General features: G+C 26.8%; 20 protein-coding genes. 12 read left to right on the top strand and 8 right to left on the bottom strand.

The features are described 5' to 3' along the window. The first annotated feature begins 1 nt into the window (after position 1). Entirely contained in the window at positions 2-1,315 is a 1,314-nt protein-coding gene (locus B0175_RS05935) for a tetratricopeptide repeat protein (RefSeq protein ID WP_108527723.1), read from the top strand. On the opposite strand, the gene B0175_RS05930 is transcribed toward B0175_RS05935, so the two are convergent. The 4 genes from B0175_RS05930 to B0175_RS05915 are packed head-to-tail and all read right to left on the bottom strand — an operon-like array spanning position 1,312 to position 7,925. After that, positions 1,312-3,483, bottom strand: coding sequence for a CHASE2 domain-containing protein (locus tag B0175_RS05930; RefSeq protein WP_108527722.1), 2,172 nt, complete (start codon positions 3,481-3,483; stop codon positions 1,312-1,314). The genes B0175_RS05935 and B0175_RS05930 overlap by 4 nt on opposite strands. After that, the gene (locus B0175_RS05925) at positions 3,470-5,803 is read right to left on the bottom strand and encodes an HD domain-containing phosphohydrolase (RefSeq protein WP_108527721.1); all 2,334 of its coding nucleotides are present in this window, start codon (positions 5,801-5,803) and stop codon (positions 3,470-3,472) included. Before B0175_RS05925 ends, B0175_RS05930 begins: the two co-directional genes overlap by 14 nt. 58 nt (positions 5,804-5,861) lie before the next feature. Then, positions 5,862-6,755 carry a cation diffusion facilitator family transporter gene (locus tag B0175_RS05920; protein ID WP_210004282.1) on the bottom strand — a complete coding sequence of 298 codons (894 nt, stop codon included), beginning with the start codon at positions 6,753-6,755 and terminating at the stop codon, positions 5,862-5,864. 3 nt (positions 6,756-6,758) lie between these two features. Beyond that, on the bottom strand, positions 6,759-7,925 hold the full coding sequence (locus tag B0175_RS05915; RefSeq protein ID WP_108527719.1) for a pyridoxal phosphate-dependent aminotransferase: 1,167 nt from the start codon (positions 7,923-7,925) through the stop codon (positions 6,759-6,761). A gap of 81 nt (positions 7,926-8,006) precedes the next feature. On the opposite strand from B0175_RS05915, the gene B0175_RS05910 reads away from it, so the two are divergent. Beyond that, positions 8,007-8,600: a M48 family metallopeptidase gene (locus B0175_RS05910; protein WP_108527718.1), complete on the top strand. Its 594-nt coding sequence runs from the start codon at positions 8,007-8,009 to the stop codon at positions 8,598-8,600. Here B0175_RS05910 and B0175_RS05905 read toward each other — a convergent pair. Beyond that, positions 8,584-9,000 (bottom strand): DUF721 domain-containing protein, encoded by a 417-nt coding sequence (locus B0175_RS05905; RefSeq protein WP_108527717.1) that lies wholly within the window; start codon positions 8,998-9,000, stop codon positions 8,584-8,586. The two genes, B0175_RS05910 and B0175_RS05905, sit on opposite strands and share 17 nt — an antisense overlap. Before the next feature lie 98 nt (positions 9,001-9,098). On the opposite strand from B0175_RS05905, the gene B0175_RS05900 reads away from it, so the two are divergent. The 3 genes from B0175_RS05900 (at position 9,099) to B0175_RS05890 (ending at position 12,921) form a co-directional block, all read left to right on the top strand. Next, positions 9,099-10,550, top strand: a complete 1,452-nt coding sequence (locus B0175_RS05900) for an L-aspartate oxidase (protein ID WP_108527716.1) — start codon at positions 9,099-9,101, stop codon at positions 10,548-10,550. 64 nt (positions 10,551-10,614) lie between these two features. Beyond that, positions 10,615-12,150 (top strand): glutamine-hydrolyzing GMP synthase, encoded by a 1,536-nt coding sequence (gene guaA, locus B0175_RS05895; RefSeq protein ID WP_012012645.1) that lies wholly within the window; start codon positions 10,615-10,617, stop codon positions 12,148-12,150. A 48-nt stretch (positions 12,151-12,198) separates the two neighbouring features. Continuing rightward, a complete protein-coding gene (locus tag B0175_RS05890; protein ID WP_108527715.1) occupies positions 12,199-12,921 on the top strand; it encodes a hypothetical protein in 723 nt (240 codons plus the stop codon). Between the two features lie 157 nt (positions 12,922-13,078). On the opposite strand, the gene B0175_RS05885 is transcribed toward B0175_RS05890, so the two are convergent. Then, entirely contained in the window at positions 13,079-14,782 is a 1,704-nt protein-coding gene (locus B0175_RS05885; protein WP_108527714.1) for a protein adenylyltransferase SelO family protein, read from the bottom strand. An 87-nt stretch (positions 14,783-14,869) separates the two neighbouring features. On the opposite strand from B0175_RS05885, the gene B0175_RS05880 reads away from it, so the two are divergent. The 4 genes from B0175_RS05880 to B0175_RS05865 all read left to right on the top strand — a co-directional run bounded on the left by B0175_RS05880 (position 14,870) and on the right by B0175_RS05865 (position 17,495). After that, complete coding sequence (locus B0175_RS05880; protein WP_108527713.1) at positions 14,870-15,325, top strand: hypothetical protein; 456 nt, start codon at positions 14,870-14,872, stop codon at positions 15,323-15,325. A 9-nt stretch (positions 15,326-15,334) separates the two neighbouring features. Beyond that, positions 15,335-15,682, top strand: a complete 348-nt coding sequence (locus B0175_RS05875) for a hypothetical protein (RefSeq protein ID WP_108527712.1) — start codon at positions 15,335-15,337, stop codon at positions 15,680-15,682. Between the two features lie 69 nt (positions 15,683-15,751). Beyond that, complete coding sequence (locus tag B0175_RS05870; RefSeq protein ID WP_108527711.1) at positions 15,752-16,117, top strand: RidA family protein; 366 nt, start codon at positions 15,752-15,754, stop codon at positions 16,115-16,117. Between the two features lie 76 nt (positions 16,118-16,193). After that, positions 16,194-17,495 carry a M99 family carboxypeptidase catalytic domain-containing protein gene (locus B0175_RS05865; RefSeq protein ID WP_108527710.1) on the top strand — a complete coding sequence of 434 codons (1,302 nt, stop codon included), beginning with the start codon at positions 16,194-16,196 and terminating at the stop codon, positions 17,493-17,495. Positions 17,496-17,521: 26 nt separating this feature from the next. On the opposite strand, the gene B0175_RS05860 is transcribed toward B0175_RS05865, so the two are convergent. Beyond that, positions 17,522-17,716 carry a YgaP family membrane protein gene (locus B0175_RS05860; RefSeq protein ID WP_108527709.1) on the bottom strand — a complete coding sequence of 65 codons (195 nt, stop codon included), beginning with the start codon at positions 17,714-17,716 and terminating at the stop codon, positions 17,522-17,524. 156 nt (positions 17,717-17,872) lie between these two features. Between B0175_RS05860 and B0175_RS05855 the strand changes: the two genes are divergently transcribed. Next, positions 17,873-18,574 (top strand): alpha/beta fold hydrolase, encoded by a 702-nt coding sequence (locus B0175_RS05855; RefSeq protein ID WP_108527708.1) that lies wholly within the window; start codon positions 17,873-17,875, stop codon positions 18,572-18,574. Between the two features lie 81 nt (positions 18,575-18,655). Next, positions 18,656-19,249: an FAD-dependent oxidoreductase gene (locus B0175_RS05850; protein WP_108527707.1), complete on the top strand. Its 594-nt coding sequence runs from the start codon at positions 18,656-18,658 to the stop codon at positions 19,247-19,249. A gap of 16 nt (positions 19,250-19,265) precedes the next feature. Here the strand turns inward: B0175_RS05850 and B0175_RS05845 are convergent, their stop codons facing one another. Then, positions 19,266-19,874: a hypothetical protein gene (locus B0175_RS05845; RefSeq protein WP_108527706.1), complete on the bottom strand. Its 609-nt coding sequence runs from the start codon at positions 19,872-19,874 to the stop codon at positions 19,266-19,268. Positions 19,875-20,031: 157 nt separating this feature from the next. Here B0175_RS05845 and abc-f point away from each other — a divergent pair, with 157 nt between their 5' ends. Next, complete coding sequence (gene abc-f / locus B0175_RS05840) at positions 20,032-21,981, top strand: ribosomal protection-like ABC-F family protein (RefSeq protein WP_108527705.1); 1,950 nt, start codon at positions 20,032-20,034, stop codon at positions 21,979-21,981. Positions 21,982-22,006 lie beyond the last annotated feature (25 nt).

Below are 22,006 nucleotides of genomic sequence, written 5' to 3'. Positions count from 1 at the left end.
TATGAATAAAAAATTATTATCATCTTTCATTTTAAGTACTGTTTCTTTAACTTCAGTTTTAGCAAATGAGAATTACTCAAATGAGCATTTTCAAAAGGCTATTGAGAGTTATCAAAATAGATTATTTCAAGATAGTTATATCCTTCTTCAACAATATACAAAAGAAAATAAATTATCATCTGATACAACTTTTATGCTTGCAAGAAGCGCTTATGAAATAGGTAAATTTAGTGAAGCTTTAAATTTATACAAAAGTATGTTAAAAGAGAATCCAAATAACAATAGAGTAAAACTAGAACTTGCTCAAACATATTTTCAACTAAAACAATACGATGAAGCAAAAGCTTTATATGAAGAGGTTTTAAAAGAGCCTGATTTACCCCAAAATGTTAGAAAAAATATCGAATTTACTTTAAATTCACTTGACAAAAAATCTCAAAAAAATTTTATAAAAACAACTTTAGGTTTTGGATATGGATTTGACTCAAATGTAGATAATAATTCAAGTGATGATTATGCATATTGGGGAAATATTCCTTTAAGTATAGAAGATAAAAAAAGTGATCACGTTACAGAGTATATTCTTGCTTTAAATCATACATACAAACTAAAAGATGATTTAACTATTGATAATAGATTTGTTGGTTATATTCAAAAATATAACAACGAATATGATAATGATTTAAGTCTTACTGTTTTTGGAACTGGATTGTCTTACTATACGCAAAAATCGAAACTATCTTTAGCATTTGATTATAATTATGTTTGGTTAGACAATAGCACTTATTTGAATAATTATATTCTAACTCCATCATTTGACTATCAAATTGATGCAAATTTGATGTATAAAACTAAACTAAAATTAATCAAAAAAGATTTTAAACAAACGCAATATGAATTTAGAGATTCAACATATTATGAATTACAAAATAGTCTTGCATTCTTAACACAAGATTTTGGAATAAATACATTTAGTTTTACATTTGGAACAGATAATAAAGATAAAGGAAGCCACTATAATGTGGATTATGACTTTGCAAGTTTAAGATATGAAAATATGTATCCACTTACAAAAAGTACAATCTTAACAAATGGCATTGAACTATATAAAGATATTTATAAAGAAAATGAAGAGTTTTTATATGGAAACAAAAGAAAAAATGACAAAGTTATTTATGATTTAGGAGTTATTCAATCTATAAATAAAAATCTCTCTTTAGGAGCAACTTTTAGATATATAAATAATGACTCTAATCAAAATATCTATGAATATGATAAATATGTAGTAAAATCAAATATTTACTACTCTTTCTAAGCTTTTGTTGTATGCTCATAAACACCATCAAAATTCTTTGGTGGTGTTTTTATAAACTCTTTACATCTAGTTATATAAATCTTATAAATATTTTTATTTGTTTTATTTTCATTGTTTTCTAAACTTTCAAATATTTCTAATGCATTTATAAAATCACTATTTTTGTAAAACTCTATTGCTTTATGATATAAGTCTAACTCTTCTTTTAAACTTTCTTTTGCTTCACCTTTTCCTAAAACTTGCCAGATTTCAACTGGTTCATTTTTTCCTTTTACTTTTACCAAATCTAAAAATCTAAATATATATTTTTCTTGTAATTTATCTTTCGTAAAGTTTGAAATATTTAACTTAGAATCATAATATTTACATAAAGATTCAACTCTTGAACCAAGATTTATTGTATCTCCTATAACTGTATAATCACTTCTTAAACTACTTCCCATTTCACCAACGATAACAGTTCCTGTATTTAGACCTATTCCTATATCTATTTTTGGTAAATTCTCTTTTTGAAGTTCAACATTTAACTTTTCTAATACTTCAAGTTGTTCAAGACTTGCTTTTAAAGCTAAATCACAATGATTTTTTATATCAATTGGAGCATTCCAATAAGCCATAATGGCATCACCAATAAATTTATCAATAGTTCCTTGATATTTGATAATAATTTCACTCATAGGTTGCATATATCTATTTAAAAAACTTATTAACTCTTTTGCATCAAGTTTTTCCGAAATATTTGTAAATCCTCTAATATCACTAAAAAATATTGTTACTTCTTTACTTTTTGCACTAAACTCATTTTTATCAATATTTTTTAAAATATCATCCATAACATTTTTTGAAACTTTTGAGGCAAATTTTGCTTTTATAGCCTCTTCTTTTTTTATATTATAAAAATAATCAAATAAAGTAGTCATAATAGATGCAATTAAAACTGTAGCTATAGGAAAAAGTATATTTAAAACAATTCCATAGTCAAATAATAAGTTATAAACTAAAAAAAGATAACTTATAGTAAAAGAGACAAAAATTACAGGATTTGCCCAAAAAGCAGTATAAGTTGTAAACATTACTACTATAAAAGATAAAATAAATATTATTAAAATATTTGTACCATCAAGCCATGATGCTTTATAAATAAAATCTTGCATTAAAATATTATCTATTATATTTGCATGAACTTCAACTCCAGGAAAAATAGAATCAAATGGGGTTGCTCTTAAATCAAAAAGTCCAGCTGCACTAGTTCCTATAAGCACAATTTTTCCATCTATATCATTTTTATCAAAACTATTATTATAAACATCAACTGCACTAATATATTTAAAACTTCTTTCAGCACCTCTAAAGTTTATTAACATTCTTCCATATCTATCAGTTGGGATTGAAATATCATCCAAAACAATATTTGATATTCCATTTTCATCATATTGAACTACAACTTTTTGTACATTGTTTATAACTCTAATAACTTCCAAAGCTAAAGAAGGATAAATATTTTCATCATATGAAATAATCAATGGAACACTTCTTATAATTCCTGTATCATCTGGAATATTATTGAAAAAACCGCTTGAGTAACCTTTATTTTGAATTTGAGGTATATTTAAAATAGTATTATAAGCTTCTATTAAATAGTTTTTATCTTGAGGTTTGTCTTTTTCTATAAATATTGCTGGAATTTGAGGAACTTTAACATTTGAATTATCTTTTTTTACTAAATCAAACTGATAACCTAAGATAACTGGCGAATTCTCAACTGCATTTGCAAACTCCAAATCATAATTAGAAGCATCTTTTTTTACAATTTTTAAATCTTGTAAAATTTTATGTGGAGAAGTTCTATCTTCTTCTGCAAAAACAATATCAAATCCAACTATTCCAACATTAGCTAAAGTTAAATTTTCTAAGATTTTGGCTAGTTTATCCCTACTCCAAGGCCATTGTCCTAAATTTTTAATCGAATCTTCATCGATATCAACTATAACTATATTTTCATTATTAGGAAGTTCTCCTCTAATTGTAAATAAATAATCTCTTAATCTATTATCTAAAGAATCAGGCAAGGCAGGGAAAAATATATAAAAAGCTGAAAGAAACAGTGATAAAGATAAAGATAAAGTAAAATATATTGAAAACTTTTTTATTTTTTTATTTAAAATCATCTATTTGCTCTTTTAATAACTCTTCATCTATATAAGTTTTTAAAGCTTCACTATCTTTAAAAAAAGCTAATAATTTTCCATCAATTTCTCCATCTTTTACCATAAAATCCAAAATTCTAAATACTTCTGAAAGTTTTTTAGTCTCTTTATATGGTCTATCATTTGATGTCAAAGCTTCAAAAATATCAGCTAAAATCATAATTCTATCTTCTAAAACCAGCTCTTCTTCACTTAATCCTCTTGGATAACCTTTTCCATTTAATTTTTCATGATGATTTACAGCAATATGCATTACATTTTCATATTTTTTAGGGAAAGGCAAGACTGATAACATATCATAAGAAAGTTGTGCATGAGAGTTCATCTTATCTTTCTCTTCATTTGTCAAAGTACCTTTTTGAATTGATAGATTATATTTTTCTCTTTCATTTATTAAAGAAATTAATTCACCATTTTTTAAATATTTGTATGAAGATATTTTTTCAATTTTTTCCAAATCTTCTTTTTTCATAAATTCTGAACCAATATTAGATTTTTCAATAAATCTAAAATCATCTTCTAAATTAGAAATCTTAACTTCATATTCTTCTTTTGTAATAATATTTTTTAGATATTCTATTTCAAAATCTCTTTTTAAAATTTCTATTCTCTCTTTGATTATTTCTATTCCATCAACCACATGTTGTAGTTTTGTAGCTTTATCAATAATCCATTCTGGCATTGAAATTTTACCAATATCATGAAGTTTTGCTGCTAATTCTATCTCTTTTAAATTGTTTTTTGAATATTTTACATTGTTATAAACAGTTTCATCTAAAGAGATTGATTGTGCAATTAATGGTGCTAATTTTGCCATTTTAGTAATATGATTTAAAGTATGTTTTGATTTTGCATCTATTGCACTTGCTATTGTAGAAACAAAAGATTCTAAAAACTTTTCTAAACTAAGTATTAATTGACTATTTGTTAAAGCCATCGCAGCTTGAGAAGATAATGCTTTTATTATTTTTTCATCATATTCATTATACGAAATTGTTTCTGTTTGATTTATATTTTTATTTATTAGTTGTATTACTCCTATTACATCTTTTTCATGGTTTATTAAAGGAATAACTAACATCGATTTTGATCGATACCCCGTTGACTTATCAAAGTTTTTTGTACCTTCAAAGTTATAGTTTTCGCACTCATAAACATCTGGAATATTAATAATTCTATTTTCTAAAGCAGAAACAACAGCAACCATAGATTTATTTTCTTCTCCATCTTCCAAGTATAAAGGTAAAGAGTTCCAAGAAATTTTCTCTTTTCCTCCCAAATAAATGTTCAAACTATCATTTTGAACTATTTTAAAATCTAAATATTTTTTATCATCAGATTTTATATATAAAGTTCCTCCATCACTATGAGTTAGTTCTCTAGTTAAAGTTAAAATCATTTCGTATAATTTATCTTTATCCAATTCACTTGATAATTCTAAATTTATATTCATAATTCTTTCAAATATTGTATGGTCCAATAATTCATAATCTATTTTCCCACTATTTATATGAATAATATCTCCATCTTCTAAAATTTTTCCACCATTTTTAAAAACTTTTATTTCATTTAATTGAGTTTTTATCTCTTCTAAATATAAATGTTTAATATGGTAAATAAATATTTGAATATCTCTATTTATTTTATTTAACATCTCTTTTAATGTATTTGGCGTTAAATGTTTACTATCAAATGCAAGTTTTTCCATTCTATTTGGAAAAGAACACTCAATAATCAACAATTTTATTTTTTGATTTAAATTTATCTCCTCAACTATTTTTTCATTTATATATGTGTCACCACTTATAATATAAGCCTCTTTTTCATCTTTTGTAATAACAAATCCAAATGAACCTTCAATATGTATTGCATTTATAGCTTTTATTCTATAGTTATCAATAATAGTTTCTTCATTTTCTTTTATTTCCTTGAAAGCTAAGGATTTCTTTTCACTTCCAATTAAATTTATTTTAGAAAAATCAGGCCAAACTTTATCATTAAAAGTATGTTCTTTTAAAACTTCAATCGTTTCTTTTGAAGCATAAATAGTAAGAGTTTCTTTTCTGTTTTCAAAAAAACTATCTAATAAAAAAGGTAAATCGACTATGTGGTCAGAATGTGAATGAGTTAAAAATATATGATTTATTAGTGAAGATTTATCACCTAAAATATTAATAACATTTCCTGTATCAATAATAATATCTTTTGATATTTGGAATGATGTTGTTCCTAAGTTCTTTGATTTACTTCCACTTGAGCCTAATATTTTTATATAATTCATCTATTTCATTTCCTTAAGTCGTTCATAATATAAGATTATAACAAAAATAATTTATTTTTTAGTTATTAATAATAAATTTATCTACTTTTAAATCATCATAAGGATCAAGATGAATAGTAATATTCCAATCTCTTTTTTTATCTAGCTTTCTTATTTTTGATTCTATTGAATCACTAACTTTATGAGCCTCTAATAAAGAAATTAAACTATCAAAAACTAAATGCACTTCAACAAAAGTTTGATTTGCAGCTTCTCTTGTTTTTAATAAATGGAAACTATGAACTTTTTTATTTTCTTTTATTATTGTTATTATTTCTTGTACAACTTTTTCATCAACTGCACTGTCAAGTAAAACCATAACTCCATCATAGATTAATTTATAAGCAGAAAAGATTATGTATATAGCAATTCCTGCACCAATAAGTGCATCAATAATTTCATAACCTGTAAAATAAACAAGTAAAAGAGAAATTAAAACTGCTAAAGTACTAAAAACATCAGTTTTATAATGCAATGCATCTGCTTTTATAACCATACTATTTGTCTTTTTTGCAATATAATTTAGATATAAAACTAAAATAATTGTAATAGATAAAGAGATAATCATCACTAAAATAGAAATACCTAAATAAGAAGAAGTTTCCCCTGTATATGCTTTTAGAAATGCTTGATAAAGAAGAAACAATCCTGAAATAGAAATAATCGTTCCTTCAATTACAGAAGCTAAAGCTTCAATTTTTCCTCTTCCATAATTAAATCGTTCATCAGCAGGTTTTTCAGACTTTGAAATTGCAAAATAGTTAAAAATAGATACAAACATATCTAAAACAGAATCTATTGCTGAAGCTAAAACAGCAACAGATCCACTTGCAATTCCAAGTATAAGTTTGAGTAGAGTAAGAACTGCTGCAACACTAGATGAAACAGCAGTAGCCTTTTTTTGTGGAGACATCATTTACTTTTGAGTAAATTCTTTAATTCTTTTTACACCTTCTTTAATTACATCTAAACTTGTAGCAAATGAAAGTCTAGCATAACCTTCCATACCAAATGCAAGTCCAGGAACCAGTGCAACACCTTTTTGCTCTAATAAATCTGCACAAAATTTCATCGAATCATTGCTTATTTTTTTGATATTTATGAAAACATAAAATGCTCCATCAGGTTCATAACAAGATAAACCATCTATTTCATTTATTGCTTTTACAATATAATCTTTTCTTTTTTCAAATTCAGCTCTCATCATTTCTATGTCTTTATCTGCTTCACCTTCAAGTGCTGGAATAGCAGCATATTGAGTCATAGTATTAATATTTGATGTTACTTGACCTTGAAGTTTTGTCATAGCTTTTGCTAATGCAACATTTGGTGTTGCAACATAACCAAATCTCCATCCAGTCATCGCAACAGCTTTACTTAAACCATTTATTGTAACTGTTCTATTGTACATATCAGCACTAACTTCAGCTGCGGCAGTAAATTTTTTCCCATTGAAGATGATTTTTTCATACATTTCATCAGAGAAAACGATAATATCTGTTCCTTCTAAAACTTTTCCAATAGCTGTTAATTCTTCTTTAGAATAAATCGAACCTGTTGGGTTTGAAGGAGTATTTAACATCAAAATTTTTGTTTTTGGCGTAATAGCTTTTTTTAATTGCTCTGGTGTAATTTTAAAGTTTGTTGTTTCATCTGTTTCAATAAATACAGGAACTCCACCAGAATATTTTACTTGTTCAGGATATGTAACCCAATAAGGGCTTGGAATAATCACTTCATCACCATTATCAATTAATACTTGACAAAGATTAAATAACGAGTGTTTTGCTCCATTACTTATTACAATTCCCTCTAACTTATAATCTAAATTGTGGTCTTTTTTTAATTTGTTAATAATTGCTTGCTTAGTTTTGATAATACCTTCTACTGCCGTGTATTTAGTTTGTCCTTCATTAATAGCTTTTATTGCTGCATCTTTTACAATTTGTGGCGTATCAAAGTCAGGTTCACCTGCACTAAAACTTAGTATATCTTTACCTTGAGCTTTTAGCTCTCTTCCTAAGGCTGTAATTGCCAAAGTAAGTGATGGAGATAGTTGCTCCATTCTGTTTGCAATTTTCATTATTTTTCCTCAAATCAAATTATCATTATATTTTGTATATAATAGTGCTGGATTTTATCTAATCATTCCTTAAGGATAAACTTGAGTTTTCAAATAGAACTAAACGAAAAACAAGTAACAGTCAAACTTGTAAATAAAAAAAATGTAAAACATTGTTATATCAGAGTTTTAAAAGAAGATTTAATAGAAATAAAATCAAACATCTATTTTTCGCTATATGATGCAAAAATTTTAGTAGAAAAAAGAAAAAATTGGCTTGAAAATGCTATAAAAAAAGTTTCAAAAAATGCACTTTTAGAAGATGAATTTTTATATTTAGGTGAAATAAAAAAATTACAAGATTTTAATATAAAAAATTTAGATAAATTTTATAAAAATGAGATAGAAAAAATTTTGCCAAATATAGTTGAAACATTTTCTAAAAAAATGGATTTATATCCAACTTCAATTAGTTATAGAAAAAATAAAAGAACTTGGGGTTCATGTAACTTCAAAAATGGTCTAAATTTCAATATTTTACTTATGAAATTTCCACTTGAAATTATGCAATATGTCGTAATTCACGAGCTTTCTCATATAAAACATAAAAATCACTCAAAAAACTTTTGGAATTTAGTAGAAAAGTATTGTCCAAACTACAAACAAATAGAAAAAGAGTTTAAGAATTTTTTATAATATCTCTAATATTTTCAAATTTTTTAAAAATCTTTTCATCTTTTGCTTTATTTTCAAAAATCCCATAACTTTTCTCTTCATAAAAAGGTTTTTGTTCAAGCTCTTTTTCTTTTTTTTCTACTACATTCGTCACAAAAAAAGCTATCTCTTCAACATTTGCAATTTTAAAATTTTTTAATAATGATTTTATATCTGCTTTGTTATACTCAAACTCCATTTTATAAACAGGATGAGTTAATACGAAATATAAAGTTTGATTTTTAATATAAGCAAACTTTACACCTTTTTTTAGTTTTAAAGGAAGCACATCAATAAACTTTACAATTAAAGAATATGTATTAAACTTCTTGAATTCAGGATAATTTTTAAGATGACTAAGTATTTCACTAATTTTTTTCATACGCTAATTATAGCGAGTTTTATATTATCATTTAGTGGTTGTGGTTATAAAGCTGACCCAATTTATGTTTCTTCTGATAAACAAGAACAAACAAACAAATGATTTACGATTATATAATAGTTGGAACTGGAGTTGCAGGACTAAATGCAGCTAGACTAATTCCTAAAGATAAAAGAGTTTTAATTCTTTGTAAAATGTCTACTTGGAATTGTAATACTTTTTGGGCACAAGGTGGAATAGCAAGTGCAGTTGATGAAAGTGATATTCCAACTCACATAAAAGATACTTTAGAAGCTGGTGTAAACTACAATGACAAAGAAGCTGTTGAGCTTTTAAGTCATAAATCTATTTCTACAATCAAAAATTTAATCCATGATGGAATGAAGTTTGATTTAAATAAAGAAGGAAAACTAGCTTATACAAAAGAAGCTGCTCATAGTAGAAATCGTATTTTACACGCAGATGGTGATGCAACTGGAAGAATGATTCATATCTTTTTGCTTGAACATTGCCAACATGAAATTGTAACTCAAGCTGTTGTTTGTGATTTACTAATAAAAGATGACATTTGTTATGGTGTTCAATATTTTGTAAGTGAAACTGAACAAAAAGTTGCTTTCGCACATACAACAATACTTGCAAGTGGTGGAGTTGGTTCTATCTATAAATATCATACAAATTCAACAGCAAATGCAGGTGAAGTACAAGGAATTATTTCTGAAAAAAATCTTCCTTTAAAAGATATGGAGATGATGCAATTTCACCCAACAGTTGTAAAAGGAACATCTTTTGCAAGAAAACCTCTTTTAAGTGAAGCTTTAAGAGGTGAAGGCGCGCATATTGTAGATGAAAACGGATATAGGTTTTTATTTGATTATCATAAAGATGGAGAACTAGCTCCTAGAGATGTAGTTAGCCGTTCTATTTTTGATTATCATAAAAAAACTGGATTAAAAATATTTTTATCTTTTGAAACTTTTGAGAAAAAGGCATTTAAACAAAGATTTCCAAATATTTATGCAAACTTAAAAGATTTAGGTTATGAACTTCCTTTTGAAAGAGTTCCTATAAGTCCAGCTTTTCACTACTCTATGGGTGGAGTTAAAGTAACAATGCAAGGAAAAATAAAAGGAATGAAAAATCTTTATGCAATAGGTGAACTTGCTTGTACAGGAGTTCATGGAGCAAATAGATTAGCTTCAAATTCACTTTTAGAAGGTTTAGTTTTTTCTGAAATTGCTGTTGAAACTTCAATGAAAGAAAACTTTAAAATCGATCCTTCAAATTATGATAAACCTATCATAAACTTTGTTAGAAATAAAGAAATAGACAAAGATATAAAAGATGATTTAAGAAAAATCATGTGGGTAAATGCAGGAATTGTAAGAATTCCTAGTGAACTTAAAAAATCTTTAGAAAAAATTGAAGAGTATCTAAAAAAAGATGTTGGACGGCTATTATATCTTAGACTTTTAACAGCAAAATCTATTTTAAAAGCTGCTTTGAATAGAAAAAAATCGCTTGGCGCTCACTTTATAAAAGAAGATTAAAACGAGTTTAGATAAAATTTACGATTAAAAATTAAGAGTTAAACACAAAAAAGGAAAATATCATATGAAACATGTACCAATAGTAGTCTTAGATTTCGGTAGTCAATATACTCAAATCATTGCTAGAAAACTTAGAGAAGCAGGTGTTTACTCTGAAATAGTTCCTTATAATGAACCTATTGGAGATATAGTAGCTAGAACTCCAAAAGGAATTATTCTATCAGGTGGACCAGCATCTGTTTATGCTGTTGATGCTTATCATCCAGATACTACAATATTTGAATTGGGTCTTCCAATTTTAGGTATTTGTTATGGAATGCAACTAATCTCTCAACACTTTGGTGGAAGTGTAATTCCAGCAAGTCATCACGAATATGGAAAAGCTAAATTACAATTTGAAGTTGAAAATCCAATTTTCAAAGATACACAAGATGGTCAAATTGTTTGGATGAGCCACGGAGATAGAGTTGAAAATATCCCTGCTGGATTTGAAAAAATCGCAACAAGTGAAAATTCTCCATTTGCAGCTATTGCTGATATAAATAGAAATATTTATGCATTCCAATTTCACCCAGAAGTTTATCACTCACAAGAAGGAAGCAAACTTCTTAAAAACTTTGCTAAACATATTTGTGGTTGTGAATCTACTTGGAATATGGGAAGTTTTGCAAAAGAACAAATAAAACAAATCCAAGATAAAGTTGGAAATAAAAAAGTATTATGTGCAGTTTCAGGTGGAGTTGATAGCTCAGTTGTAGCAACTTTATTAGCAGAAGCTATTGGAGAGCAAGTAATTCCTGTATTTGTAGACAATGGACTTTTAAGAGCAAATGAAAGAGAACAAGTTGAAACTATGTTCAAAAGTAGAGGTGTAAATTTGATCACTGTTGATGCAAGTGAAACTTTCTTATCAAAACTAGCTGGAGTTACAGATCCAGAGAAAAAAAGAAAAATCATTGGTGAAACATTTATCGAAGTATTTGATGTAGAAGCAAAAAAACACTCTGGAATTGAGTTTTTAGCACAAGGAACTTTATATACAGATGTTATCGAATCAGTTTCTGTAAAAGGTCCAAGTAAAACTATCAAGTCTCACCATAATGTTGGTGGTCTTCCTGATTGGATGAAATTTGAACTAATTGAACCTCTAAGAGAAATCTTCAAAGATGAAGTTAGAGCTTTAGGATTAGAACTTGGTCTTCCAAAAAGTATGATAAGCAGACATCCATTCCCTGGTCCTGGTCTTGCTATTAGAATCATGGGTGAAGTAAATAAACCTGATTTGGAACTTTTAAGAAAAGCTGATGTTATCATGCTTGATGTATTACATTCAACTGGATATTATGATAAAACTTGGCAAGCATTTACAGTATTATTAAATGTAAAATCTGTTGGAGTTATGGGTGATAATAGAACTTATGATAATACAGTTTGTGTAAGAATAGTAGATGCAACAGATGGTATGACAGCAACTTTTGCACATATTCCACATGAAATACTTGAAACTATCTCAAGAAGAATTATCAATGAAGTTGATGGAATCAATAGAGTAGTTTATGATATCTCATCAAAACCACCAGCAACTATTGAGTGGGAATAAAATAGAGCATTATCTTTTTGCTTGATATTGTGTCAAATAAGGATATCAATGTATATAAAAAAGATAACAGCATTTATAATCGCTCTTTTTACTCTTTTGTCTGGAGTTATTGCAGTTTATTTATTTTCAGACCAAAAATATTCTGAGATTTTTGGTTCTGATGACAATAATATACAAATTATAAATATGAAACTAATACCAAGCATGCACTTTTTAAATAAAGAGTTTGATTTTTATGGAAATACCAATATTGCCATAACAGCAAAAAACTTTGGAAATACCAAGATTCATATAACATCTTATACATTAAATATCAATAGTAATAAGAAGCTAGAAGCAAAATCATATGCTAAAGGAGAAAGAATACTTGATACTGATCCAAAAGAATCCAGTTCAATATTTATTGAACCTGGTGAAGAAAAAACTTTTTATTTATCAAAAAGTTTGTCTTTAAAAGATGTCATACCATTCTTTTATACAGATAAATTTAAAAACTCTATTTATTCTAATTTAAATAATGGTAATTATTTATTACACAATATAGAAATTAATGATTATTTTAATTATGAATTGAAAAAAATATATCAGAATTCAGAGATTGAAATACAATTATTTACTGGATATAAAAAGCTTATTAAAGAGCATAAAGTAAAACTATCAGATGGAATAACAATATTTGATAATAATGGAAAGTTTCAACATGATACTTTTCTAGCAAAAGTATTTGCAATACAGACTAATGATTATAATTATATCTTACAATTTAAATAGAATAGGAAAGAACTAGTTTGAGGAATTAAAGTGAAATTTATTCTCAACTTTGTATACTTTTCAGTGAAATTATGGAAAAATACACAAAATAAGAGAATAGGCTAAAGGTTGTTCACACAGTTTATTTTATACTCCCAAAAGTTATTTAAAATATAACTTATGACGAACAACTCACATAAGATATTCCAGCTATTCCAAAAAAATCTCTTGGTTTTTTAGTATAGTATTTCTCTTCTATCTCTTTTGTTTGTTCTTCATAAGGTTTTGTCATTATCTCTTGTAGTTCATTTACTGGTTCATAGTTTCCATTTTGTGCTTCTTGATAAGCCCAAACTAGATGCCATTCTCTTAAAGTATATTTTGGATTGGTTAGTTTCATTTGATTTGATAGTTTTTGTTTTGATTCTTCATCATTTACATTTATTTGTGATTTCCACTTTTCTAGCCAACTATTCCATCTTAGTTTGATATTTTCATCTTTCAAATTTTCATAAAAACTTTTTTCAAGAGTACTCAAATTATGGGGAATATTTGATAATTCTCTAAAAAATATTGTGTAGTCAACTTTTGTATCTATCATAAGATTTATTAGTTCTTCAAACAGTTCAACATCAAACTTATCAAGTCCAAGTTTTTTAGTCCACATATTTTGCATCTTTTCTTGCATAACTTTGCTAAAGTTATTTTCGATTTTTTCAAGTTCTTCTAAAGTTTCTTTATTTGAACTAAGTAGTGGTTTTAAAGCACTACAAAATGATTTGAAGTTTTTAAAAGCTGCAAGGGGTTGATTGAAAAATGAAAAGTGCATTCCTCCACCAGTCCAAGATTGATATTTTGGCTCAAACATCTCTATAAATCCAAATGGACCATAATCAAGTGTAAAACCACCAACTGCACAGTTATCACTGTTGAAATTTCCTTGACAATATCCAACTCTTATCCAATTTGCTACTAAAGAAGTAAGACGATTTTGAAACTCATTTGCTAGTAGTATTATCTTTTCTTCTAAACTCAAATCTTTATTGATTACTTCACTATATTCTCTATCAATCAAATGTAAAACAATCATTTCTAACTCTTTTAAAGCATTTTTATGTTCATTTTTTCTTGCACGTCTTCCAAAAAGTTCTATTTGCCCAACTCTTAAAAAAGAAGAGGCAACCCTTGTTGTAATCGCAACATCTTCTTCTATCATAACTTCAGGGTCTTTTGAGTAAGAATTCTCATTGAACCAAGGTCTAGTTACCTGCTCTTTTTTAGAAGTAAATAGAGTCAAAGACCTTGAAGTAGGAATTCCAAGTGCCTTTATGTGTTCTTGAGCCAAAAACTCTCTTACACTTGATCTTAAAACTGCTCTTCCATCTGCACCTCTACAATATGGCGTTCTTCCTGCACCTTTTAGTTGAAACTCCCATCTTTTACCATTTATTACTGCTTCTAAAACAGAGATTGCTCTACCATCTCCATAACCATTTCCCGTTTGAAAAGGGCATTGAGCATAATATTCTGTTCCATAAATAGAAAGCGCATATCCTGTTGCCCAACCTATATTTTGCATAGGTTTTGAGATATTTGACATATCTCCTGAAAAGAGTTTGATAAAATCATCTGATTTTAATAAGTTTTCACTAAAGCCTAACTCTTTAAAAAAGTTAATGCTATGAGAAATATATATTGGCTCTTTGATAGCAGTTGGACTTACAGGAACATAATGTCCACTAAAAACCTCTCTTGGAAATTTGTTATCTCCATTGTGTTTTGCATCAGGGTCGCTGTTTAGATTTTCTATAAAAGAGTAATCACTTAAATTAGTAAGTTCATCAAAAGTTTCTATATTTTTTTTATTGTTTTCATTAATCATAATATTTTCCATAAATTTTTTTATTTATCAAAATTTTAACAAAACTTATTATAATCTGCCTAAGTTATTATTTTATAGGAAACATAAATGCAAGAAAATGAACTAAAAGCCTTCATAAAAGAAAATTCACCTTTGATATATGAGTACATTAATAGTGAACTATTAAAAGATATTGGAGTTATGTCATCTGATTTTTTTGTGAGACTAATTGATGAGTTTTTTAAAAAAGAAAATAAAATTTATGATAAAAATATAACAGCTGATACTTTAGGATATTATCTGATTTGTGAAGTTTTAGGAGAAGCAAAACAAGCTTTTCCATTTTTTAGAAAAGATACTTTGAGTTTAGATAAGATTTTTAGTGAAGCAAAGGTTTATTTTAATCATGTGAAATTTTCTATAAAAGATGATATTTTTACTATCTCTTTAGTTCAAACAAAAGCAGGTGTTTCTACTTTAGATAAAGAACTTATCAAGTTTTCAAAAGATTTTCCAATGAAAACTTCCGGTTTGCAAAAGTTTATAGAAAAACAGACTTTATAAAGGAAGTAAATGAAAATCTCTTATCATCGAAGACGCAAAATAAAAACAAGAAGAATAGCCATAAGAGATTTGATTTTAAGAGGTATTGAAAATCCAATAGATTTAGCCGAAAAGTTAAAAGTTACAGTTCCTACCATAAAAAGAGATTTGGAAGCCATTAAAACTATGGATGAAGAGGATTTCAAGTTTCAAACAAGACAAACATCTCAAGAGATACTTGAAAAAAAAGATTTGATATTAAAAATGTTAGATGATGAAAATTATTATAATGAAAATGGTGAATTAAATATATCAAAAATCACAAATGAACTAAAAACAAGTAGAGCAACTGTTATGTCAGTTTTAAATGGAGAATAAAAATAGATTTAAAAACAATTTTATCTTTTTTAATTACAATAACATCAATTATAAATTAGGAATAAAACAATGAAAATTCATAGAATAAACCCATGTAAAAGATGGTCAGATATAACAGTTTTTAATGGAATAGGAACTTTTACAGAAATTGCAGATAGTGATACAAGTGCAGATATAAAAGGTCAAGTAAAACAAATATTTGAGCAAGCGGAAGCTAGTTTAGGTTTAATAGATAGTGATAAATCAAGAGTTTTAGCTGTTACTATTTATATAACAGATTTTGCAAACTTTGAAGACTTAAATGAGATTTGGGATGAATGGTTTCCACAAGATTGTGCACCAAGTCGTGCATGTGTAAAAGCAGAACTTGTAAATCCACAATTATTAGTTGAGATGACATTTACAGTAGTAGCTGGTGAAAAATACCAATCATAATTAAACCACATCTAAATAGCGTTTTGATATTATACAAGCCATTTTTGATAATTTGTATTAGAAACTTAGGAGAAATATGAAGTTTATTGTTGTTATTTTACTTTTAGTAATCAACCTTTTTGCTGTAACAAATAGAGATTTCAGCATCTACAAAAAAGAAGCTCAAACACCAAGCCACACTTTGCTTATAATTGGTGGAATTCATGGAGATGAACCAGGAGCATATTTTGCACCTGCATTTTTTGAGAAGTATTATAAAATCACAAAAGGAAGTGTTTGGGTTATACCAAATATAAATGGAGATAGTATCATTGCAAATCAAAGAGGAATTTATAATGATATGAATAGAAAATTTAGTGTTATTGAAAAAGATGATCCTGATTATTTCATAATTGAAAGAGTAAAAAAGATTATATTAGATAAAAAAGTTGATTTGATTTTAAATCTACACGATGGACATGGTTTTTATAGAGAAACTCATGAAAATGCAATATTCAATCCAAAAGCTTGGGGACAAGCTACTATAATAGATCAAGATAAGATAAATGGACTTGATAAATTTGGTGACTTAGACAAAATTGCAACTCAAGTAAAAAACAATCTAAATAGTGATAAATTATTTCAAGAATTCCACTCTTTTGGCGTAAAAAACACTCAAACAAAATTCAAAGATGAGCAAATGCAACTTTCACTTACATATTTTGCTGTAACAAATAATAAACCAGCATTTGCAATAGAAACAAGCAAAAATATCACTGATTTAACAGAAAAAGTTATTTATCAATTAAAATCAATAGAAGAGTTTATGAAAATCATGGAAATCGAATTTCAAAGAGATTTTGATATAAATAATTATGAAGAAGTTAAAAAAAGACTTTTTGATTTTGGTGAAGTAAAAATAAATGAAAATATCGCTTTTGACTTAAGTGACAGTAGAAAAATATTAAGATTTGTACCTTTAAAACAAGAAAACAATGAATTTAAATTTGAAAATTCTTTAGGTGCTACAAAAATAGTTGATAATAAATATGAACTATATATTGGAAACATAAATGTAACAAATCTTTTTCCTCAAATTTTTGACGTAAAAGAGTATAAAGATACTATAAAAGTTGAAGTAGATGGAAAAGTTATAAATACAAAACTTGGTGAAATAGTAGATGTAAAAAATAGTTTTAAAATAGTAAGAAATGACTTTTTTAGGATAAATGTTATTGGATTTAGTAAAACTGGCGTTGACAGTGAAGATGATATATTACTAAAAAAATCTGATATGGTTGACAGCTTTTCAATAGATACAAATAATAAACAATATAGAGTAGAATTCTATAAAGACAATAACTTTTATGGGATGATTACTATAAACTTCGTAGAGTAAAAAAGAGGATTTATCCTCTTTTCTTTTTAAGATTTCACTTTTGGTGCACATTTCTTACTGATAATACAAACTGGACAAAAACCAACTAATCCTATAACTAGTGGAATAATCCCTAAATAAAACCACACAATTCCTGTAAAATATCCAATAGCTATTAAAACTAATCCAATAATAATTCTAAATGGTCTGCAAAATGCTCTTATTTTCTCATATATATTCATTTTATTCTCCTATTAATAAATTTTTGCAAATTATTATATAACTATTCTTAATTTATTATAAATAAGTAAAACTTATTTTATTTAGATAAAGAAATATTAGTTAAGTCTATTTTTTGTACAATCTTAAAAATTTAAACTTTATATTTAGGCCTTATTGTGAAAGAAAAAATATATTTTATTCCTGGACTTATGACTGATAATAGACTTTGGAAAAGAGTTTTACCATTGCTTGATGATAAATATGAGATCATTCATATTTCTATACCTCAAAGTACAGATTTTGATGAAATAAATAAAATTCTTTTTGAAAAATTTAAAAATGAAGAAAAAATAAATCTTTTGGGATTTTCTTTAGGTGGTTATATTGCTTCATATTTTGCAATAACATATCCACAAAAAATAAAAAGACTTTTTATGGTTGCTGCAACTGCAAGTTCAACTCCAATTGATGAGTGTGAAAAAAGAAAAGAGCACTTAAAAAAAGTACAAAAAGGTAAATTAAAACTAAGTTACAAAAAAGCTTTATCTTTAGTTGAAGAAAAAAATCAAAATGATGAAGATTTGATAAAAACGATAATTGATATGTTTGATGAATTAGGAAAAGAGACTTTTATAACTCAATTAACATCTACACTTAATAGAAAAGATATCTTTGAAAAACTAATAAATTTAGATTTTCCTATTTGGATATTTTATAGTAAAAATGACCGACTTTTAAATAAAAAAGCTCTAGAAAAAATAAATCTTTTAGAAGATAAAATAAAAATAATCTCACTTGAAAGTACAAGCCATATTATACCTTTGGAATATCCTCAAGATTTAGCAAAATATGTAAAATTATGGATGAATACATTTTGAAAACTATTATCATAAAATTTAAGAAGCTTATTATTAGACAAGTAATATACTAACAACTCAAAATTTTATAAAGGATTTGATATGAAATATGATGTAATTATAGTTGGAGCAGGAGCTGCTGGATTTGGTTGTGCATTAACACTTGCTAGCGCAAATGACAAATTTGATTGGGCAAAAGATAAAAAATACCTAATTTTAGATAACAACAAAAGTGACTTAAATGTTGGAAGATATTGTAATGTTGCAGGTGTTGAATTTGGAATAAATGGAGTTGATTTATTAGAGAAAATGAAAAAACAACTTACAAATTATAAAGATTGTGAACTAAAAAATACAACTGTTTCAAAAATATCAAAAAATGGTGATACTTTTTCAATCACAAGTGAAGCTGGAACTTTCGAAGCAAATATTGTTGTACTTGCAACAGGTTTACATAAATTTGAAATCGAGTGTGCGGGTGTTGAAGTAAAAGATAATAACTTTGTTCCAAAACCAAACTTAATCTATTTAGCAAATAAAAACAATATTATTTCTGAAAATCTATATGTTGCTGGACTTGCTAGTGGTGTTCCTACAATGTTTGCTTGCGCAAGTGGAGATGGAACAAAAGTTGCTTGTGATATTTTCGAAAAATGGGCAGGAAAAATAGCTGTTGTTCACGATGTAAAAGCTTAATAAAAAAGGAAGAAGATTATTCTTCTCCTTTTAATGACTTAATTTTTTCATCAATTAAAGCTAAAGTTCTTTCTTGAGTTTTATATGAAATCTCAGGAAGTTGTCCTCCAAATAGTTTTTCAGCTTCTTCAAAACCTTTTACTATTCCTTCTCTTCCTTTTTGTAAAAGTTCCAAATCATCACCTGCAAAACTAAGTACAAAACCTGCAACTCTATCAGAAGTTTGAGTTACTCCAAAAAATCCATCTTCACTTACAAGCTCTGTTGCTTCATCTTGAGACAATTGTAAAATTGGTTTTCCTTGATAACCTAAATCACTAAGCGTTAAACCATCACTTGTTCCACCATTTAAAAAACTTAAAACATCATTTTGATCACTTGTTAAGCCCGTTAAACCAAATTGAGCAAGACTATTTGTTTTTGAAACATTTGAAGCGTTCATTTCAAATAAAATATATTGAGCATTCATTGATATAGCAACTTTTGTTGCAGAATCATTTACTATTTCTTCTAAAGATTTTTCTTTAGTTTCTGATTGGTTTGCAGTTGTCGAACTACTTACACCAGCATTTGAATTTTGTTTAAATGTATTTAGAGCTTGACTTGTACTATTTGAAACTTCCATAAAAACTCCTTTTATTTTTTTAAATTATACATTTCTTAAAATTAAATTAAACTTATAATTATTTTTTATTTTATGATTGAAAATCATCTACCTTAAAAAGCCATTTCTAACACTTTTTTTGATAAAATCCACACTTCAAAATAAAGGTTTTTTATATATGGCACTAATCGACATTCAGAATATTTCAAAACAATACGATACTAAAGTTATTTTAAAAGATGTAAATTTCACTTTAAATAGTGGACAAAGAATTGCAGTTATTGGGCAAAATGGTCAAGGAAAATCTACACTTTTTAAAATAATTATGAGAACAGTTGAACCTGATAGTGGTGAAATGGCTATCGATAAATCAATAAAAATCGAGATGCTTGACCAGCAACCAAAATTCAAAGCAAACTTAACAGTAAGAGAAGCAATTGAAAATCAACTAACTGAACTAAAAACTGCAAAAGTAGAATACGAAAAAATCACAAATGAACTTATGACGAACTATGAAGATGACGAGTTATTAAGAAAACAAAGTGAATTGGCTTCTTTTTTAGAGTTTCATAATGCTTGGGATTTAGATAATATGATTGAAAGAGTTTTAATTGAATTTCAGTTAAAACAATATGAACTTAAAGATGTAAACTTGCTTAGTGGTGGAGAACAACGTCGAGTTAGTCTTGCAGGGCTTATTTTGAAAAAACCTGATGTTTTACTTTTAGATGAACCTACAAACCACCTTGATGTTTATATGGTTGAATTTTTAGAACAACTTTTATTAAAAAACAATTTCACTTTACTTTTCATCTCTCACGATAGATATTTTATTGACAATATCGCAACAAGCGTTGTTGAAGTTGATGGAGGAACATTAAGAAAGTTCAATGGTGGATACTCTTCATATTTAGAGCAAAAAGCTCAAATTTTAGAAAATATGCAAAAAGAACATGAAAATCTTTTACGAATGGTAAAACGTGAAGCTCACTGGATGCAACACGGAGTAACAGCCAGAAGAAAAAGAAACGAAAGAAGAAAATCTGAATATTTTGATTTAAAACAAAAAGCAAGATCAAATCCTGCAGCTATTAGAAAAATGAGCCTTGAATTACAAAGAGAACAAAAATCTTTTAATGGTGAAGAAAAACAACAAAATAGAAAAAAAATGCTTTATGAATTGGACAATGTTTATAAATCATTAGGTGAAAAAGAGTTAATCCAAGACTTTACAACTAGAATTTTACAAAAAGATACTATTGCAATAGTTGGACCAAATGGAAGTGGAAAATCAACTTTATTAAAAATTTTTATGGAAAAACTAAAAATTGATAAAGGAACTTTTAAAAAAGGTGATTTTAACATAGGATATTTTGACCAACAAAGAGATAGTTTAGATGATAATAAAAATTTATTAGAAACATTCTGTCCAAATGGTGGAGATAGAGTAATCCTCGATGATGGAAGAAATATGCATGTTTTTGGATATTTGAAAAACTTTTTATTTCCTAGAGAATACCTTGATAAAAAAGTTGGAGTTTTAAGTGGTGGAGAAAAAAATAGAGTTGCTCTTGCCCTGCTTTTTACAAAAAAAGTTGATTGTTTGATACTTGATGAACCAACAAATGACTTAGATATTCCTACAATAAATATATTAGAAGAGTATTTACAAAACTTTCAAGGTGCTTTGATATTTGTATCACATGATAGATATTTTGTAGATAAAATAGCAAAAAAACTCTTTGTATTTCAAGGGAATGGTCATATTATGGAGAGTTTTCAACCTTATAGTGAATACTTAGAGATTGAAAAAGAGCTAAAAGAACTTGATTCTTTAGAGTTTGAAATAGAAAAAGAAAAAACATCTGTTCAAGTTCCTCAACAAGCTAAAAAACAGACAAAACTATCATACAAAGATCAAAGAGAATATGATTTATTACCAAAAGAATTGGAAGAATTAGAGACAAAATTAGAAGAAATAAATAACTGCTTAGCAAATCCAAAATGTTATGAACAAAAAGGAATTGTTGCTATTTCAAAAGAGTTAGAAGAGACTAAAGAACTATATGAACAAAAGGTTGAAAGGTTTTTAGAACTAGAAGAGCTAATTGAGAGCTTTAATTCATAAAAAGATATAATAAAAAATAATTTAA

The sequence above is a fragment of the Arcobacter lacus genome (genome assembly GCF_003063295.1).
GTDB lineage: Bacteria > Campylobacterota > Campylobacteria > Campylobacterales > Arcobacteraceae > Aliarcobacter > Aliarcobacter lacus.
This window is presented reverse-complemented; position numbering and strand designations above follow the sequence as displayed.

Coding starts and splice junctions, on each gene's coding strand:
- B0175_RS05935 (WP_108527723.1), top strand. CDS start 2: ATGAATAAAAAATTATTATCATCTTTCATTTTAAGTACTGTTTCTTTA.
- B0175_RS05930 (WP_108527722.1), bottom strand. CDS start 3,483: ATGATTTTAAATAAAAAAATAAAAAAGTTTTCAATATATTTTACTTTA.
- B0175_RS05925 (WP_108527721.1), bottom strand. CDS start 5,803: ATGAATTATATAAAAATATTAGGCTCAAGTGGAAGTAAATCAAAGAAC.
- B0175_RS05920 (WP_210004282.1), bottom strand. CDS start 6,755: ATGTCTCCACAAAAAAAGGCTACTGCTGTTTCATCTAGTGTTGCAGCA.
- B0175_RS05915 (WP_108527719.1), bottom strand. CDS start 7,925: ATGAAAATTGCAAACAGAATGGAGCAACTATCTCCATCACTTACTTTG.
- B0175_RS05905 (WP_108527717.1), bottom strand. CDS start 9,000: ATGAAAAAAATTAGTGAAATACTTAGTCATCTTAAAAATTATCCTGAA.
- B0175_RS05900 (WP_108527716.1), top strand. CDS start 9,099: ATGATTTACGATTATATAATAGTTGGAACTGGAGTTGCAGGACTAAAT.
- guaA (WP_012012645.1), top strand. CDS start 10,615: ATGAAACATGTACCAATAGTAGTCTTAGATTTCGGTAGTCAATATACT.
- B0175_RS05890 (WP_108527715.1), top strand. CDS start 12,199: ATGTATATAAAAAAGATAACAGCATTTATAATCGCTCTTTTTACTCTT.
- B0175_RS05885 (WP_108527714.1), bottom strand. CDS start 14,782: ATGATTAATGAAAACAATAAAAAAAATATAGAAACTTTTGATGAACTT.
- B0175_RS05880 (WP_108527713.1), top strand. CDS start 14,870: ATGCAAGAAAATGAACTAAAAGCCTTCATAAAAGAAAATTCACCTTTG.
- B0175_RS05875 (WP_108527712.1), top strand. CDS start 15,335: ATGAAAATCTCTTATCATCGAAGACGCAAAATAAAAACAAGAAGAATA.
- B0175_RS05870 (WP_108527711.1), top strand. CDS start 15,752: ATGAAAATTCATAGAATAAACCCATGTAAAAGATGGTCAGATATAACA.
- B0175_RS05865 (WP_108527710.1), top strand. CDS start 16,194: ATGAAGTTTATTGTTGTTATTTTACTTTTAGTAATCAACCTTTTTGCT.
- B0175_RS05860 (WP_108527709.1), bottom strand. CDS start 17,716: ATGAATATATATGAGAAAATAAGAGCATTTTGCAGACCATTTAGAATT.
- B0175_RS05850 (WP_108527707.1), top strand. CDS start 18,656: ATGAAATATGATGTAATTATAGTTGGAGCAGGAGCTGCTGGATTTGGT.
- B0175_RS05845 (WP_108527706.1), bottom strand. CDS start 19,874: ATGGAAGTTTCAAATAGTACAAGTCAAGCTCTAAATACATTTAAACAA.
- abc-f (WP_108527705.1), top strand. CDS start 20,032: ATGGCACTAATCGACATTCAGAATATTTCAAAACAATACGATACTAAA.